21 protein-coding genes are annotated in these 14,663 nt (G+C 68.6%); 12 read left to right on the forward strand and 9 right to left on the reverse strand.

Annotated features, from left to right (window positions below):
• The first annotated feature begins 15 nt into the window (after positions 1–15).
• From ACIBL3_RS04570 to ACIBL3_RS04580, 3 genes are read left to right on the forward strand one after another with little or no spacing between them, the layout of a single operon-like run.
• Positions 16–975, forward strand: a complete 960-nt coding sequence (locus ACIBL3_RS04570; RefSeq protein ID WP_396351772.1) for an acetylxylan esterase — start codon at positions 16–18, stop codon at positions 973–975.
• Positions 972–1,697, forward strand: a complete 726-nt coding sequence (locus ACIBL3_RS04575) for an MBL fold metallo-hydrolase (RefSeq protein WP_396352303.1) — start codon at positions 972–974, stop codon at positions 1,695–1,697. The genes ACIBL3_RS04570 and ACIBL3_RS04575 overlap by 4 nt, the downstream gene beginning before the upstream one ends.
• A 9-nt stretch (positions 1,698–1,706) precedes the next feature.
• Positions 1,707–2,225, forward strand: a complete 519-nt coding sequence (locus ACIBL3_RS04580) for a YciI family protein (RefSeq protein WP_396351773.1) — start codon at positions 1,707–1,709, stop codon at positions 2,223–2,225.
• Here the strand turns inward: ACIBL3_RS04580 and ACIBL3_RS04585 are convergent.
• The 4 genes from ACIBL3_RS04585 to ACIBL3_RS04600 are packed head-to-tail and all read right to left on the reverse strand — an operon-like array spanning position 2,222 to position 5,191.
• Positions 2,222–2,779: a dihydrofolate reductase family protein gene (locus ACIBL3_RS04585; protein WP_396351774.1), complete on the reverse strand. Its 558-nt coding sequence runs from the start codon at positions 2,777–2,779 to the stop codon at positions 2,222–2,224. The two genes, ACIBL3_RS04580 and ACIBL3_RS04585, sit on opposite strands and share 4 nt — an antisense overlap.
• A 37-nt stretch (positions 2,780–2,816) precedes the next feature.
• A complete protein-coding gene (locus ACIBL3_RS04590) occupies positions 2,817–3,191 on the reverse strand; it encodes a hypothetical protein (protein WP_396351775.1) in 375 nt (124 codons plus the stop codon).
• Between the two features lie 20 nt (positions 3,192–3,211).
• On the reverse strand, positions 3,212–4,564 hold the full coding sequence (locus ACIBL3_RS04595) for a glutamine synthetase (protein ID WP_396351776.1): 1,353 nt from the start codon (positions 4,562–4,564) through the stop codon (positions 3,212–3,214).
• An 18-nt stretch (positions 4,565–4,582) separates the two neighbouring features.
• The gene (locus ACIBL3_RS04600) at positions 4,583–5,191 is read right to left on the reverse strand and encodes a TetR/AcrR family transcriptional regulator (protein WP_396351777.1); all 609 of its coding nucleotides are present in this window, start codon (positions 5,189–5,191) and stop codon (positions 4,583–4,585) included.
• 51 nt (positions 5,192–5,242) lie between these two features.
• Between ACIBL3_RS04600 and ACIBL3_RS04605 the strand changes: the two genes are divergently transcribed.
• A complete protein-coding gene (locus tag ACIBL3_RS04605; RefSeq protein WP_396351778.1) occupies positions 5,243–5,401 on the forward strand; it encodes a hypothetical protein in 159 nt (52 codons plus the stop codon).
• Here ACIBL3_RS04605 and ACIBL3_RS04610 read toward each other — a convergent pair.
• Entirely contained in the window at positions 5,394–5,786 is a 393-nt protein-coding gene (locus tag ACIBL3_RS04610) for a YkvA family protein (RefSeq protein ID WP_396351779.1), read from the reverse strand. The two genes, ACIBL3_RS04605 and ACIBL3_RS04610, sit on opposite strands and share 8 nt — an antisense overlap.
• A 21-nt stretch (positions 5,787–5,807) precedes the next feature.
• On the opposite strand from ACIBL3_RS04610, the gene ACIBL3_RS04615 reads away from it, so the two are divergent.
• Both ACIBL3_RS04615 and ACIBL3_RS04620 read left to right on the forward strand, forming a co-directional pair.
• Positions 5,808–6,638 (forward strand): DUF72 domain-containing protein, encoded by an 831-nt coding sequence (locus tag ACIBL3_RS04615; RefSeq protein WP_396351780.1) that lies wholly within the window; start codon positions 5,808–5,810, stop codon positions 6,636–6,638.
• A 31-nt stretch (positions 6,639–6,669) separates the two neighbouring features.
• Positions 6,670–7,128, forward strand: a complete 459-nt coding sequence (locus ACIBL3_RS04620; protein ID WP_396351781.1) for a hypothetical protein — start codon at positions 6,670–6,672, stop codon at positions 7,126–7,128.
• Here the strand turns inward: ACIBL3_RS04620 and ACIBL3_RS04625 are convergent.
• The 3 genes from ACIBL3_RS04625 to ACIBL3_RS04635 are packed head-to-tail and all read right to left on the reverse strand — an operon-like array spanning position 7,112 to position 8,598.
• On the reverse strand, positions 7,112–7,603 hold the full coding sequence (locus ACIBL3_RS04625; protein WP_396351782.1) for a methylated-DNA--[protein]-cysteine S-methyltransferase: 492 nt from the start codon (positions 7,601–7,603) through the stop codon (positions 7,112–7,114). The two genes, ACIBL3_RS04620 and ACIBL3_RS04625, sit on opposite strands and share 17 nt — an antisense overlap.
• A gap of 36 nt (positions 7,604–7,639) precedes the next feature.
• The gene (locus ACIBL3_RS04630) at positions 7,640–8,341 is read right to left on the reverse strand and encodes a carbon-nitrogen hydrolase family protein (RefSeq protein WP_396351783.1); all 702 of its coding nucleotides are present in this window, start codon (positions 8,339–8,341) and stop codon (positions 7,640–7,642) included.
• A 29-nt stretch (positions 8,342–8,370) separates the two neighbouring features.
• Complete coding sequence (locus ACIBL3_RS04635) at positions 8,371–8,598, reverse strand: hypothetical protein (protein WP_396351784.1); 228 nt, start codon at positions 8,596–8,598, stop codon at positions 8,371–8,373.
• A 287-nt stretch (positions 8,599–8,885) separates the two neighbouring features.
• Between ACIBL3_RS04635 and fgd the strand changes: the two genes are divergently transcribed.
• Complete coding sequence (gene fgd, locus ACIBL3_RS04640) at positions 8,886–9,890, forward strand: glucose-6-phosphate dehydrogenase (coenzyme-F420) (protein WP_396351785.1); 1,005 nt, start codon at positions 8,886–8,888, stop codon at positions 9,888–9,890.
• Here fgd and ACIBL3_RS04645 read toward each other — a convergent pair.
• The gene (locus ACIBL3_RS04645) at positions 9,887–10,651 is read right to left on the reverse strand and encodes an IclR family transcriptional regulator (protein ID WP_396351786.1); all 765 of its coding nucleotides are present in this window, start codon (positions 10,649–10,651) and stop codon (positions 9,887–9,889) included. The genes fgd and ACIBL3_RS04645 overlap by 4 nt on opposite strands.
• 288 nt (positions 10,652–10,939) lie before the next feature.
• On the opposite strand from ACIBL3_RS04645, the gene ACIBL3_RS04650 reads away from it, so the two are divergent.
• From ACIBL3_RS04650 to pucL, 5 genes are all read left to right on the forward strand, one after another.
• Positions 10,940–12,187, forward strand: a complete 1,248-nt coding sequence (locus ACIBL3_RS04650; RefSeq protein WP_396351787.1) for a DUF6986 family protein — start codon at positions 10,940–10,942, stop codon at positions 12,185–12,187.
• A gap of 23 nt (positions 12,188–12,210) precedes the next feature.
• On the forward strand, positions 12,211–12,678 hold the full coding sequence (locus ACIBL3_RS04655; RefSeq protein ID WP_396351788.1) for a helix-turn-helix domain-containing protein: 468 nt from the start codon (positions 12,211–12,213) through the stop codon (positions 12,676–12,678).
• A 90-nt stretch (positions 12,679–12,768) separates the two neighbouring features.
• Entirely contained in the window at positions 12,769–13,260 is a 492-nt protein-coding gene (gene uraD / locus ACIBL3_RS04660) for a 2-oxo-4-hydroxy-4-carboxy-5-ureidoimidazoline decarboxylase (protein ID WP_396351789.1), read from the forward strand.
• Between the two features lie 76 nt (positions 13,261–13,336).
• Positions 13,337–13,666: a hydroxyisourate hydrolase gene (gene uraH, locus ACIBL3_RS04665; RefSeq protein ID WP_396351790.1), complete on the forward strand. Its 330-nt coding sequence runs from the start codon at positions 13,337–13,339 to the stop codon at positions 13,664–13,666.
• Between the two features lie 3 nt (positions 13,667–13,669).
• Complete coding sequence (pucL, locus tag ACIBL3_RS04670) at positions 13,670–14,575, forward strand: factor-independent urate hydroxylase (RefSeq protein ID WP_396351791.1); 906 nt, start codon at positions 13,670–13,672, stop codon at positions 14,573–14,575.
• Positions 14,576–14,663: the final 88 nt, after the last annotated feature.

Here is a 14,663-nt window from a genome sequence, read left to right on the forward strand (position 1 = left end):
TCGTTTGGAGTTCCCGTGCTTTCGTTCGAGATGTCGTCCGAGGAACTGACCGGCTACCAGGGCACCAACCCGCGGCCGGCCGACTTCGACCAGTACTGGGACAAGGCGCTGCTCGAGCTCGACGCGGTCGACCCGGAGACCGAGTTCGTGGACGCGGCGGACTTCCCGCTGACCACGGCGACCGCCCAGCACCTCTACTTCACCGGCACCGGCGGCTACCGCGTGCACGCGAAGGTCGTCCGGCCCGCCGAGCCGACGGGTCCCGCGGTGCTGCTCTTCCACGGGTACGGCGGTGAGCAGCCGAAGTGGGTCGAGTTGCTGCCGTACGCCGCCCGCGGGTTCACCGTGGCCGCGCTGGATGTCCGTGAGCAGGTCGGGTTCCGGACCGAGTCGCAGGCGGCGAACAGCTTCTCCCTGCACAACCACCTGGTGCACGGTCTCGACGACGGGCCGGAGGGGCTGCTGTACCGGCACGTGTTCCTGGACACGCGGCGGCTCGCGCAGATCATCGGCGGGCTGCCCGACGTGGACGAGGCGCGGATCGCGACCACCGGCTGGAGCCAGGGTGGCGGGCTGTCGCTGGTGGCTGCCGCGCTGACGCCGTCGGTCAAGTACACGGCGAGCGTCTACCCGTTCCTCGTCGACTACCAGCGGGCCTGGGAGCTCAATCTCGAGAAGGCGCCGTACGACGAGATCGTCACCTGGTTCAAGAAGCGGGACCCGCGGCACCTGCGGCAGGACGAGGTGTTCACCACCCTCGGCTACATCGACGTCCAGCATCTGGCGTCGCGGATCCGGGGTGAGGTGACGCTGTTCGTCGGTCTCGAGGACCAGATCTGCCCGCCGTCGACGCAGTACGCCGCCTACAACAAGATCACCGCGCCGAAGTCGGTGCGGGTGTACCCGGACTTCGGGCACGACGACCTGCCGGGTGCGCACGACGACATCTACCAGTTGATCGGCGCGAAGCTCTGACCACGCTCACGGTCCTCGGCAACGCCGCGCCGTACCCGCAGCCGGATCGCCCGTGCTCGGGGTATCTGCTCCGGGCAGGCGGCGCTTCGGTGTGGGTAGATGCGGGCCCGGGGTCGCTGGCGGAACTGCTCCGGCATGCCGAGTTGGCCGAGTTGGATGCGGTGTGGTTGTCGCACTTGCACCTCGACCACATCGGGGACTTGCTGAATGCCTACTACGCCTTGGCGTACGGCGAATTGCCGGCTCGGGCTCCACTTCCGGTGTACGCGCCGGCCGGGTTGGCGGATCGGCTGGCCGGGTTCTTCGCCCAACCGGATGCCGGTTTCGTGGCCGACGTACTGGAGTTGCATGCGTTGTCCGACGGGCATCATGTGCAGCTGAAGGAGCTGACGTTGCTCAGCCGATCCGTGGATCACGGTGGCCCTGAGGCCTACGGGTTGCGCGCGACGGCGGACGGTCGGGTGCTGGCGTACTCCGGTGACTGCACGCCTTGCGCGGCGTTGGATGAGCTGGCGGCCGACGCCGACTTGTTGCTGTGCGAGGCCAATGACCCGGTCCCGAACGCGTTCCACCACACGCCCGCGCAGGCAGGCTCGTTGGCCGGGCGGTGCGGGGTCGGGGAGTTGGTGGTGACCCATGTCGGACCGTCGCTGACCCCAGAAGCGGCGAGTGCAGAAGCCGGTGCCGTCCATGCGGAGATAGGTGCCACCTACACCTTCTAAGGTGCGGTCATGCAGTTCTTCGTGTGGGGACGGGATCGGCCGGGCGGCTTCGAGATCAAGGTGCGTTTGAACGAAGTGCACTGGTCGTTCATGGACGGGTACGCCGACCAGCTGATCGCCCGCGGTCCGACGCTGACCGGCCACGACGACGATGCCGAGACGACCGGGAGCCTGCACATCGTCGATCTCCCCGACGAGGCCGCCGTACGGGCGTTCGCCTTCGACGAGCCGTACTACCTCGCCGGTGCCTTCGAACGCATCGACTTGTACCGCTTCCACAACCACACCGGCGCCACCATGTGGGACTTCACCAACGCAGTCCCCGACTACCACCGCTACCTGGTCGTCACCACCGACACGGCCCCGGCCGAGCCGACCGAACACTTCATCCTCCACGGCGAACTCCTCACTCTTGACGAGACGCCGGCTGGCCGGGCGGCGCTGGTAGAAGCCCCAACCCCAGAGGCTGCCGCCAGCGTCCTCTCCGGCGGCGAAGCGCACCCCTGGGAATTCGGCGGCCGCCGCTAGCCGACCTTGTAGCGCAGGTGGGTCGCGTCGCGGCCTTCGAGTGAGCGGACGAGTTGCAGTTCGGCCGGGTTGCCGTCGAAGAGGCGGCGGCCTGCGCCCAGGAGGACCGGGACGAGATGGATCTCCAGCTCGTCGAGCTCGCCCGCGGCGAGCAGCGACTGGGCCGCGCCGGCCCCGTGCACGAGGATGGCGCGATCGCCCGCACCGGCCCGGGCTTCGGCCACGCAGGTCGCGACGTCGGTGTGAAACTTCGCGGTGCCGGGCGGCACGTCGTCCTCGTCGACGTGGTGGGTGAGGATGTGGATCGGCACCCCGTCGTGGTGGTCGCCGTTCCACCGCCCGGCCAGCTCGAACGTACGGCGCCCCGCGATCACCGCCCCGGTCGCCAGCGCCTCCGCGTAGATCTCCCCGTTGATCCCCGGCTCGTTCCGATCGTCCAACCAGTTGAACAACCGCCCCCCACCCCGCCCCAACTCCTGTCCTGCCCGGTCATCCGGCCCAGCGATGAACCCGTCCAGCGACATCGACATGTACAACCGCGTCGGTCCACTCATGCCGTCCACCTCATCGCATCGGCCTTTCAAACCGCTTTCACGTCGGGATCCAGGCGGGCCACCAGGGTGGGACGTTGCCGGGGCAGATGCCGGGGGAGTCGGAGGGGGTGCCTTGCCAGGAGTAGAGGGCGAGGTCGGCGATGGCGATCGCGATCGAGGCGGCGACCAGGGAGAACAGGAAGGTCTTGCCGGCGTAGCGGAAGACGACGTTGAACAGGACCAGGTTCACGATCAGCGCGAGCGGCAGGCCGAGGAACAGCAGGGTCAGGCCGTTGGGGACGCTGCCCGCGACGTCGACCTGACAGGCCTTCCAGGATCGCGAGGTGATCACCACCAGCCCGAACGCCGCCCCACCGCCGACGACCACCGCCAGGAACGCCTCGCCTTTGCTCCCCTTCGCAGCCAATGCCATGAGGATTACCGTAAGTGATACTAGTAGCGCCACCGCAAGGCGCGCACGCGGTCTTCCAAGGACAGCCCACCGAGCGACTCGGCGTCATGCCGCCGTACGGCGAGGAACGGGTCGACGATCGCCTCGCCGAGCGCCTCCCGCAGGACCGCCGACCGCTCGAGCGCGCCGAGGGCATCCTCCAGCGTGAGCGGCAAGCGCCGTACGCCCATCCTCGACAGCTCGGCGTCCGAGTACGTCGCCGGGTCGTGGTCCAGTCCGGCCGGCAGCCTCGCCTTCCGCTCGAGCCCGGTCAACGCGCTCGCGAGTACGGCGGCGGCTGACAGATAAGCGTTGCCCGATGGATCGCCGATCTTGATCTCGCAGTTGGCCGAGTCCGGGCGGCTGGTGATGCTGCCGGGCACGTAGCGCAGCGCGGCCTCGCGGTTCTCCGGGCCCCAGCACGCGTACGCGCCCGCCCAGTTGCCCGGCACCCGGCGATCGGCGCTCACCACACTCGGCGCAAGCACCCCGGTGAGCCCGTCCAACTCGTTCAGCACGCCCGCGATCAGGTGTCGCGCGTGCTCCGACGGACCGCCGTCGTCCCCGAACGGCACGCCGTTCAACGCCGCCGAGAAGTGGATGTGCGCGCCGTTGCCGACGAACCCGGCCACCGTGATCGGCGCGAACGACACGAGCAGGTCGTGCTTGCGCGCCACCCGATGTACGACGAGACGCGCAAGCTGCGACTGGTCGGCCGCCTTCAACGGCGACGCCGGTGGCAACGCCACCTCGACCTGACCCTGCGCGTACTCCGGATGCAGCTGCTCCGCCGGCACCCCGGCCGCGTCGAGTGCTTCGAGGACGTCGACCGCGAAATCCTCCAGCTTGAGCGTCGCGAGGACGCCGTACGCCGGACCGAGCGTGCCGACCTTGGGATCGTCGGGATCGCCGCTGAACACCGTGAACTCCAGCTCGAACCCGAGCTTCACGTCGAGCCCGGCTGCGATCGCCCGCTCCTCCTGCCGGCGCAGGGCCGCACGCTGGCAGATGTCGACCGGCTGGTGGTCCTGCGACAGCTGGTCGGCCGGTGCCCAGTACACGGTTTTGTCCGGACCGAGCGGCGCGGCGGCGGCCAGGTCGGGCATCAGCCGGTTGTCGCCGACCGGTCCGTTCACCAGCGGCGACGAGGTGATCCCGTCGTCGGTGCACATGAGGGCGAACACCGGGGACAGGCCGATCCCGTCGCGGGCCGCCGTACGCAGCCGATGGGCCGGCACCGACTTGGCGCGGGTGAGACCGGCGTTGTCGACGATCGAGGTGATGAGCATCCGCAGACCGCTGTCGAGCAGCGCGTTGACGTGGTCCGCGGGCGGCAGGCTGTCGGTGATGGACACGCTCACCTTGGTACCACGTCAGCGGACGAGCAGACCGTTGGCGACGATCTCGGTGGCCGTGGTGAGCATGGCCCGAAGCTCGCTCGCATCCCGGCGGAGGCTGTCCGGGCGCCAGCCGAGGCTGATCACGCCGTTCCAGGCGGCCCACAGGATCGTCGCGACCTCCTCCGGGTCCACCGAGCGGATCACTCCGGACGCCATCCCCTGCCGGAGCGCCTCGACCAGGCGCCGGTTCTGCTCGTCGACAGCGCGGACCAGGCGCTCCGACAGCTCGTGGCCGGCCTGGTACTGGCCCGGCTGACCCGGGAAGGCGAGCATCCGGAAGTAGTCCGGGTGGTCGAGGTAGAAGTCGAGGTACTGCTCCGCCGCCGCGTACAGCTGCTCGACCGGCGACCGGTCTGCGGTGTACGCGCGATCCATGTAGTGCCGGTCGGCCTCCAGCGCGTGCTCGACCACCGCGGCCTGTAGCCCGGCCTTCGAGCCGAAGTGGTTGTAGATCGACCCGACCGCGACACCGGCCCGCTCGGCGATCTCCTCGACCGTCACGTCGTCAACGGACCGCTCGCTGAAGATCTCCTGGCCGGCCCGGACCAGTGCGTCCATCGTCCGTTGCTTCCGGGGATCCACGGACCCATGCTACGGTCTTGCAATCATTACAAGAACTCCCCGGAGGCTGTGATGCGCGATCCGAGACTGGGTACGACGCACGAGGTCGAGCTGTCCGAGGCGCAGAAGTACGCCGACCAGTTGGGCGCCACGCTGCACACGGTGCCTGATTCATACACGTACGTGTCCGAGGATCAGCCGGAGCTCACGGCCAAGGCGCTGCTCAGCTAGGACGGCCGAGGAGGCGTTCCAGCAGGCTCGGGTCGGTCGGCCACGCGTCGAGCAGAGTGTCGCGCGGGATCGATCGGGCGGCGTATCTCAGCAGCAGGACCACGGCGACGACGTCGTCGAGCGGCCCGATGACCGGGAGGAATTCGGGCAGCAGGTCGATCGGCGACAGCACCCAGAGGACGGCGACGAGCAGGGCGATCTTGGCCCGGCGGGGGACGTCGGGATGCTTGCGGAGCGTCCGGGCGGCGGTCACGCAGGACGGGAGGAACTCGGCGACCTGCCGGAGCAGGCCGTTCGGGAGCCGGTGGGCGAACAGGACCATCAGCAGGCAGCTGAGCGCCCACAGGCCGGCCACGATTCCGGCGATCACCAGCACCTTGACCACGGGTCAACCATAATCGGGCCTATGGACCGCTGGCCGGACGGCAAGTACCGAGTGGGGATCTCGGGCTGGCGGTACGCGCCCTGGCGGAAGGTGTACTACCCCGACGGCCTGCCGCAGCGGGCCGAGCTCGAGTACGCGTCCCGCCGGCTGAACTCGATCGAGCTGAACGGCTCGTTCTACTCGCTCCAGCGCCCGTCCTCCTACCAGCGCTGGTACGACGAGACGCCGGAAGGGTTCGTGTTCTCGGTCAAGGGTCCGCGCTTCGTCACGCACCTGAAGAAGCTGGTCGACGTGGACGCGCCGATGGCGAACTTCTTCGCCTCCGGTGTACTTGCGCTCGGCAACAAACTCGGCCCGGTGCTCTGGCAGCTGCCACCGAACCTCGGGTACCACGCCGACCGGTGCGGACCGTTCTTCGAGTCGCTGCCACGCACTACGGCGGCCGCCGCCGAGGTGGCGAAGGGCCATGACGAGCGGATGGAGGGGCGGGCGTTGCTGGAGTGCTCGGTCGACATCCCGCTCCGGCATGCGATCGAGGTGCGGCACGCCAGCTTTGAGAACAAGGAGTTCGTCGAGCTGTGCCGCGCGTACGACGTCGCGCTGGTCTGCGCGGACACCGCCGGCAAGTGGCCGATGTTCGGTGACGTCACCTCCGACTTCGCCTACGTCCGCCTGCACGGCGCGGAGGAACTCTACGTCAGCGGCTACGACGCCAAGTCCCTCGACCACTGGGCCCGCAAGATCAAAGCCTGGAAACGCGACACCTTCGTCTACTTCGACAACGACGTAAAAGTCCGCGCCCCCTTCGACGCAGAATCCCTCGCCAAGCGGCTGAAGATCACTTCGGGCTAGGCCGAAGCATCACGCGCTTAGCGTGAGCCGCATGACTGAGAACCCCGGAGCTTTGGTGGAGCAGGCGGTCGAGCGCTCGCTCCTGCTGATCGAGTCATGGCTCGCCTGGGACGGGCAGCCGCTGACGTCCGACGACGGCCGGATCTTCACGCCACACAAGGCAGTGCGTCGGATTGCCGACCACATCGTCGACCACCTCGCTGAGGTCGAGGCGTTGCTGGCGGGTGTGCCGACGCAGCCGGACGAGTGGCTCGCGTCGGCGCTCACCAACCAGGCTGATCTGGCGACGTTCACCGCTGAGGACGTGCAGGAAGCCCAGCAGCGGTTGCGGAGGCTCGGCCGGACCTTCGCGCTGCGGTACGCCGCGCTCGATCCGGCCGAGTGGGACAAGGACCGCAGCCCCAACTGGACGCTGCGCCAGATCGCCGAGCACCTGACCGAGTCTGAGTGGTACGCCGAGCAAGTGGGCGACCTCAGAAGAGCCGGGTAGCGACCGGCTCCTCGAGGTCCAGGAGGAACTGCTTCCGCTTGAGTCCTCCGGCGTACCCCGTCAGGGAGCCGTTCTTGCCGAGGACGCGGTGGCAGGGGATGACGATTGAGAGTGGGTTTTGGCCGACTGCCTTGCCTACTGCCTGGGCGGTCTCGCCGAGTCTTGCCGCGATCTCGCCGTACGTCGTGGTCTCGCCGTACTCGAGTTCCGTGAGGGCCGCCCAGACGCGCCGCTGGAAGGCGTCGCCGCGCAGGACGATCGGGAGGTCGAAGCCGGTCCGCTCACCGGCCAGGTACTCGTCGAGCTGACGGGCGGCCTCGGTGATGACCGGGCCGGTCGGCTCGACCTGCTCGCCGAGAGTCGACGGCGCCGGCTTCACCCAGTGGTGCGGGAAGTAGACGCCGGCCAGTGCGTTGCCTGCGGCGACCAGGGTGAGGTCACCGATCCGGGTGCTGACGATCGCGTGCCTGTTCATGCTGATGGAACGCGTCAGCACCCGGATGTGTGAGCCTCAGGAGCCGACGCGCTCCCGGGTCCGGCGGCGGAACTCCCGGCCGACCTGAGTCACGTCGGCATGGTGCAGATCGGTCAGCACCAGCGCTGGCGAACCATCGGCGGGAGCCTGGGCCACCCACTCGCCCCGCGGGTCGATCACGCCCGCCTCGAGCCCGCCGTCCGGGTTGGCCGACACGGCGAAGCTGATCCAGCAGGTGTTGTTGACCGCGCACCCGCGAGCCTGCACCGCCACGTGCTCGTGGTGCGCGACCCCGTTCGTCGCGTACGACACCAGTACGCCGTCAGCGCCGAGCTGGTCGTACTCCGTGAACAGCTCCGGGAACAGCACGTCCAGCCCGAGCGCGAGCCCGAAGCGGAAGCCGTCGACGTCGAAGGTCACCGGCTGCTTGCCGGGGCTGTACATCCAGGTGAGCTTCGTGGTCGACAGCGTGCGTTCGTCGTACCGGGCGGCCACTTTGCCCTGGTCGGAGACGACGTACATGCTGTTGTGCGGACGATCGGGTGCGGGCAGCTGGTGCACCGACGGGATGACGGCCCAGATCCCGAGCTCACCCGCGAGTACGGCGATCCGGTCGAGCTCCTCCTGCAGCACGGTCCAGTCGGCCTTGCTCCAGTCGGACGGGCCGACTTCGTCCGGGCCGAGCTCGGACATCACGTGCTTGCTCGGGAAGCAGATCGCGCCCTCGGTGAAGTGCACGAGGCGGGCGCCGGCCGCCGCTGCCTGCTTCAGGAAGGTGCGGATCTCGGCGCCGCTCTCTCCCGGAGCAGTGCGGCGTTCGTCGGGTCGTCGCGCATCGTCGACTGGACGACGGCGAGACGGAGGGTGTGGTTTTCCGGCATGTCTGGTTCTCCTGTGGGAGTCGGACGGAAGTGCCGGAGGGCAGCCGTGTAGGACTCACCCGTCTTGGCGGCGCGGGCTCGAACCCGGCGCTTGAGGTTCCTGTGCGCTGTCATCTGGCCTTCCACGCACTCGTCCGCGACCCCCCAGCGATCCCGTCCGAGGCGGCTGACCAGGACGTACAGCCCGAGACAGGAAGTCCCTTTGCCTTCTCAGCGAGACCAGGCTGGGGCCGGTCGACGAAGGTGAGGCGCGGGCCGCGCCGGACCCACATGGTTCCGCAGTGGCCGGGCCGTCGTCAAACGTCCACGCCGTACTGCGGACGTCGTACCCCGGCGGCATAAAGTCGGAGGCGGATGAGGTTGTCCTTGGGAGCAGGTCCAGACGACGTTGGGAGCAGAGGGTGAGCATTCGAGTCGGGTACAAGGCGTCGGCGGAGCAGTTCGGGCCGCGGGAGCTGGTGGAGTACTCGGTCCGGGCCGAGGAGCTCGGGCTCGACAGTGTGACCGTCTCGGACCACTTCCTGCCGTGGCGGCACGAGGGCGGCCACGCGCCGTTCGCGCTGGCCTGGCTGGCAGCGGTCGGCGAGCGGACGAACCGGGTGCTGCTGGGGACGTCGGTGCTGACGCCGACGTTCCGGTACAACCCGGCGGTGATCGCGCAGGCGTTCGCCACGATGGGCGAGCTGTACCCGGGCCGGGTGATGCTGGGTGTCGGCACCGGTGAGGCGCTGAACGAGATCGCGGTGTCGGGGATGGAGTGGCCGGAGTTCAAGGAGCGGTTCGCGCGGCTGCGGGAGGCGGTGCAGCTGATCCGCGACCTGTGGACGAAGGACGGCGTCAGCTCCGAGGGTCCGTACTACAAGACCGTCGACGCGTTCATCTACGACCGTCCGGAGACTCCCCTGAAGGTGTACGTCGCCGCCGGTGGACCGCTCGTGGCCAAGTACGCCGGTCGCGCGGGCGACGGGTTCATCGCGACCTCGGGCAAGGGCATGGAGCTTTACACCGAGAAGCTGATCCCTGCCGTCAAGGAAGGCGCGGAGAAGGCCGGGAAGAAGTTCGAGGACCTGGACCGGATGCTCGAGGTCAAGGTCTCCTACGACCGCGACCCCGCTGCCGCGCTGGAGAACACCCGGTTCTGGGCGCCGCTGTCGCTGACGCCGGAGCAGAAGCACAGCGTGACGAGCGCGACCGAGATGGAGCGGCTGGCCGACGAGTTGCCGATCGAGCAGGTCGCGCAGCGCTGGATCGTCGCCTCCGATCCCGAAGAGGTCGTCAAGCAGTTCCAGCCCTACCTCGACGCCGGCTTCAACCACTTCGTCGTCCACGGTCCCGGCAACGACCAGGAACGCTTCCTCACCCAGTTCACGTCAGACGTCCTCCCGCTGCTGCGGAAGCTCGGCTAACGCAGATCCTCCGAGAAGGCCTTGCCGGCTTGGGTGAGCAGGGGGACGGCTCGTTCGACGAGCTCCTCCGTCATCCGGCCGGCGGGCCCGGAGATCGAGATCGCGAGCCGGGACGGCGCATCCGGTACGGCGACCGCGACGCAGCGCACGCCTAGCTCCTGCTCACCTTCGTCGGTGGCGTAGCCCACCTTCTCGGCCTTGTGGAGCTGGGCGGTGAACGCCTCGGGGTCGGTAATGGTGTTGTCGGTGTGCTTCGGCATACCCGTGCGATGCAGTAGCTCGCGGACCTCGGCCTCGGGCAGCTTCGCGAGGATCGCCTTGCCGACGGCCGTGCAGTGCGGCAGCACCCGTCGCCCCACCTCGGTGAACATCCGCATCGAGTGCCGCGACTGGACCTGCGCGAGGTACACGATCTGGTCGCCGTCGAGCATCGCCATGTTCGCCGACTCGCCGAGCTCGTCGACCAGGCGGCTCAGATGCGGGCGGGCCCAGACGCTCAGCATGTTCGACGAGCTCTCGCCGAGCCGGATCAGGCGGGGGCCGAGCACGTACTGCCGGGACGGCTCCTGGCGCAGGTAGCCGAGGTCGACCAGCGTGCGGACCAGCCGGTGGATCGTCGGCAGCGGCAGACCGGACGCCGTTGCCAGCTGGGACAGGCCCATCATCCCGCCCGCGTCGGCCATCGTCTCGAGCAGCCCGAAGGCCCGCTCGATCGACTGCACACTCCCCGACCGGCCCTTGCCCTCGCTCTTCTCCGCCACCACGCACTCCCTTTCCGGATCATGGAAGTTTAGGTCGGGTCTGGTGACCCCGCGCCTACTGCGCGGCACTCGGCACGGCACCTCGCCGCACTGGAGCAAAGACCACGATGAACCACATCGAGGCCTTCACTCCAGCACGCCGATGCACCGCACCGAGCACCTGCTCGCTACGGCGCGGGATCACCAGACCCGACCTAGCGACAGATACCGGACATTGCGGCTTCCGCAAAGTAGATATTAGTATCCGCGATACGGAAACCGTCGTCAAGGTGAACGAGGTGTGCTGTCATGACTCACGTGGACGATCTCGCTGGGGAGTTGGATCGGCTGCTGGCCGCGGCCGACGCGAAGCTGGCCGCGCGGTACCCGGGTGATCGAGGGGTCCGGCAGCCCGTGCACACCGTCTACGTGCCGGCCGATCGGTACGACGCGGGCACCGTCGGTGACTGGGGTTCGCAGGCTCGGGCGGCACTCGGTGACGCGCCAGCCGGTTTGACCGAGGCGCTGGATCTGTCGGCGGACTTGGGGGCCGAGCTGTACGAGCGGGTGCGCGCCAAGCTGGAGCGCGAGCCGATCGAGGATCTGCGGATCGACTTCGAGGACGGCTACGGGACCAGGCCCGACGAGCAGGAAGACGCCGCCGCGGTCGACGCTGCCCGTGCCCTGGCGAAGACCGTGAAAGCCGGGTCGGCGACGCCGTACCACGGGCTGCGGATCAAGTCACTGGAGGCGCCGAGCCGGCGGCGTGGGCTGCGCACTCTGGATCTCTTCGTTCGCGAGCTGGCCGACGCCGACGCGATCACGGACGGCTTTGTGATCACGCAGCCGAAGGTGACGTCGGTCGAGCAGGTCGAGGCGATGGTCGTCGTATTGTCGACAATCGAACGAGCCTACGATCTGACCGCCGGTTCGTTGCCGTTCGAGATCCAGGTCGAGACCCCGCAGGCGATCCTCGGTCCCGACGGCACTGCGCTCATCGCCAGGATGATCAGCGCGGGAGCCGGTCGCGTCACCGGGCTGCACTACGGCACCTACGACTATTCGGCTTCGCTCGGTGTGGCAGCGGCGTACCAGAGCATGGATCACCCGGTCGCCGACCACGCCAAGGACGTGATGCAGCTGGCCGCGGCGGGCACTGGCGTCTTCGTGTCCGACGGGTCGACGAACGTTCTGCCGGTCGGCGATCGCGACGCCGTGCATGCCGCCTGGCGACTGCATTTCGGCCTGATCCGGCGATCGCTTGCCCGCGGCATCTATCAGGGCTGGGACATGCACCCGGCCCAGCTCCCGACTCGGTACGCGGCGACGTACCTCTTCTACCGTGAGGGTCTGGACACGGCCGGCGCTCGCCTGCGCGCGTACGTGACCGGCGGCAACTCCGGCTACCTCGACGAACCCGCGACCGCTGCGGCTCTGGCCGGCTACGTACTGCGTGGACTCGAGTGCGGCGCAGTGGATCCGGCAGAGGTCGACAAGCTGATCGGTGTGGACACCGCGGGCCTGGCGAAGCTCGCCCGGCGACCGGTGCGGTCGTGACCACTCCGGGCTAGCCTCGCGACATGCGACTGGTAGCGGAGTTCACCACCGAGCCCTTCGATGTCGAGGGCCAGCCGCCCGCCCACGCGACCAAGGCACTCGAGGCTGCCCGCGAGGCAGGTCTGGAGTGCGACTTCGGGCCCTTGGGTACGTCGGTCCGCGGCGAAGAGGAACTGTTGCTGCCGGCTGTGAGCCGGGTCCTGGAAGCCGCGTTCGCGAACGGCGCGAGCCAGGTGAGCCTGCAGGTGCGTCAGGACGGTGCCGTCCGGACGCCGCGCGAGGGCAGCGGTGTGAACGCGCTGCTCGCGGAGGTTGCGGCCGAGCTCGGTGGGTCGTTGAGTGGGTTGTCCCGGGGCGACAAGCAGCGGGCCGTGCTGCTGCTCGAGGCCAAGGGAGCATTCGAGTACCGCAAGTCGGCGGAGACCGTGGCCGAGGCTCTCGGCGTCACCCGCTTCACCGTCTACAACTACCTGAACCGGGCCCGCGACTGAGAAATTCAACAAACTGTTGACGCAGCCTCCGATCGCGTGCCACTCTCGTCATACGGAAATTCAGTTTCGTGATTCGAGAAGGTGTGACCTGTGGATCTGCCGGAGTTCAACGCCACGCCGACCGACCGGCTGCGCCCGTTGCTGGCGGCCTGTTGCGACGTCCCGCGCTGGGTCGACGCCGTCCTGGCCGGCCGCCCGTACGGCGACGTCGAGGCGCTGACCGGGACCGCTGACAAGGCCTTGCGTGAGCTCGACGCCGGTGATGTCGACCGGGCTCTCGCCGCGCACCCGCGGATTGGTGACCGCGCCGAGGGCGCCGGCACCGAGGCGGCCTGGTCACGCAACGAGCAGTCCGGGGTCGGCGACGACCCTGATGTCCGCGCTGCGCTGGCGGCGGGCAACCGGGAGTACGAGAAGCGGTTCGGCCGCGTGTTCCTGATCTGCGCGACCGGCCTGTCGGCGCAGCAGATGCTCACCAGCCTGCGCGAGCGGCTGACGCACGACGAGGTCGCCGAGGCTGCCGTCGTCCACGAGGAACTCCGGAAGATCGCACTCCTCCGACTGGCGAAGGTCGTCTCATGAACGAGCGAAGCGAGTTCATCATCAAGCACAGTGCGGTTCGTGCCTCATCCGCGCCCGGAGCGAAGCGAGGACGTGGATGAGCTCTGTCAGCACGCACGTTCTGGACACCGGACTTGGGCTGCCCGCCGAAGGGGTGCCGGTCCGGCTGACCCGGATCGCCGACGGCCAGGTCGCCGTACTCGGAGAAGGGTCGACGAACGCCGACGGGCGGTTCACTGACTTCGAGGCGGGGCTCGAGCCCGGCACGTACCAGCTGTGGTTCGACGTCGACGCCTACGCGGCGAAGTCCGGCCAGGCCATCTTCTTTCCCGAGGTCACCGTGACCTTCACGATCACCGACGAGCGGCACCACCACGTCCCGCTGCTGCTCAGTCCGTTCGCCTATTCCACCTATCGAGGGAGCTGACCCATGGCCATCCACCTGGGCGCCAACCAGTACGGCAAGGCCGAGAGCCGGGTCGTCCGCATCTACCGGGACACGCCGCGGCACCAGATCCGCGACCTGAACGTCTCGTCCGCGCTGCGCGGCACCTTCGAGGACGCGCACACCACCGGCGACCAGCGCGACGTGCTGCCGACGGACACGCAGAAGAACACCGCGTTCGCGTTCGCCAGGGAGAAGGGGATCGGCGCGATCGAGGACTACGCGCTCACCCTCGGCGCGCACTTCATCGACTCCGCCCCGGCCGCCGAGGGCGCCCGGGTCGAGGTCGAGGAGTACACCTGGGAGCGGATCCAGGTCGACGGCCAGGAGCACGACCACTCGTTCGTCCGGGCCGGCAGCGGCGTACGGACGACGGTCGTCAACGTCGACGGTCGCGGCGACCAGCGCAAGTCGTACGTCGTCTCCGGAATCAAGGATCTGGTCGTGCTGAAGTCCACCGGGTCGGAGTTTCACGGCTTCCTGAAGGACAAGTACACAACGCTGCAGGAGACCGACGACCGTATCCTCGCGACGTCGCTGGTCGCCCGCTGGCGCTACGACCACACCGAGGTCGACTGGGACAAGTCGTACGACGAGATCAAGGCGCTGCTGCTGGAGCAGTTCGCGAAGATCCACAGCCTGGCCCTGCAGCAGACGCTGTACGGAATGGGTGAAGCGGTGCTCGAGCGGCACCCGGAGGTCGCGGAGATCAAGTTCTCGGCGCCGAACAAGCACCACTTCGTGGTCGACCTGAGCCCGTTCGGCCTGGAGAACCCGAACGAGGTGTTCATCGCGGCGGACCGCCCGTACGGCCTGATCGAGGCGACCGTGGTCCGGGACGACGCGACCGACGCCGGCTCCGCGTGGCACGCCGTACCGGGCTTCGTGTAGGAACCTCCAACCGCGCGCCGCCGGCCGCGCCGAAGTTCGTGGTCCCTGCCGGTGACGCGCGATCGGGCTGATGGGTTGACTGGGCCGC

The sequence above is a fragment of the Kribbella sp. NPDC050124 genome (assembly GCF_044460355.1).
In the GTDB taxonomy this organism is placed as follows: domain Bacteria; phylum Actinomycetota; class Actinomycetes; order Propionibacteriales; family Kribbellaceae; genus Kribbella.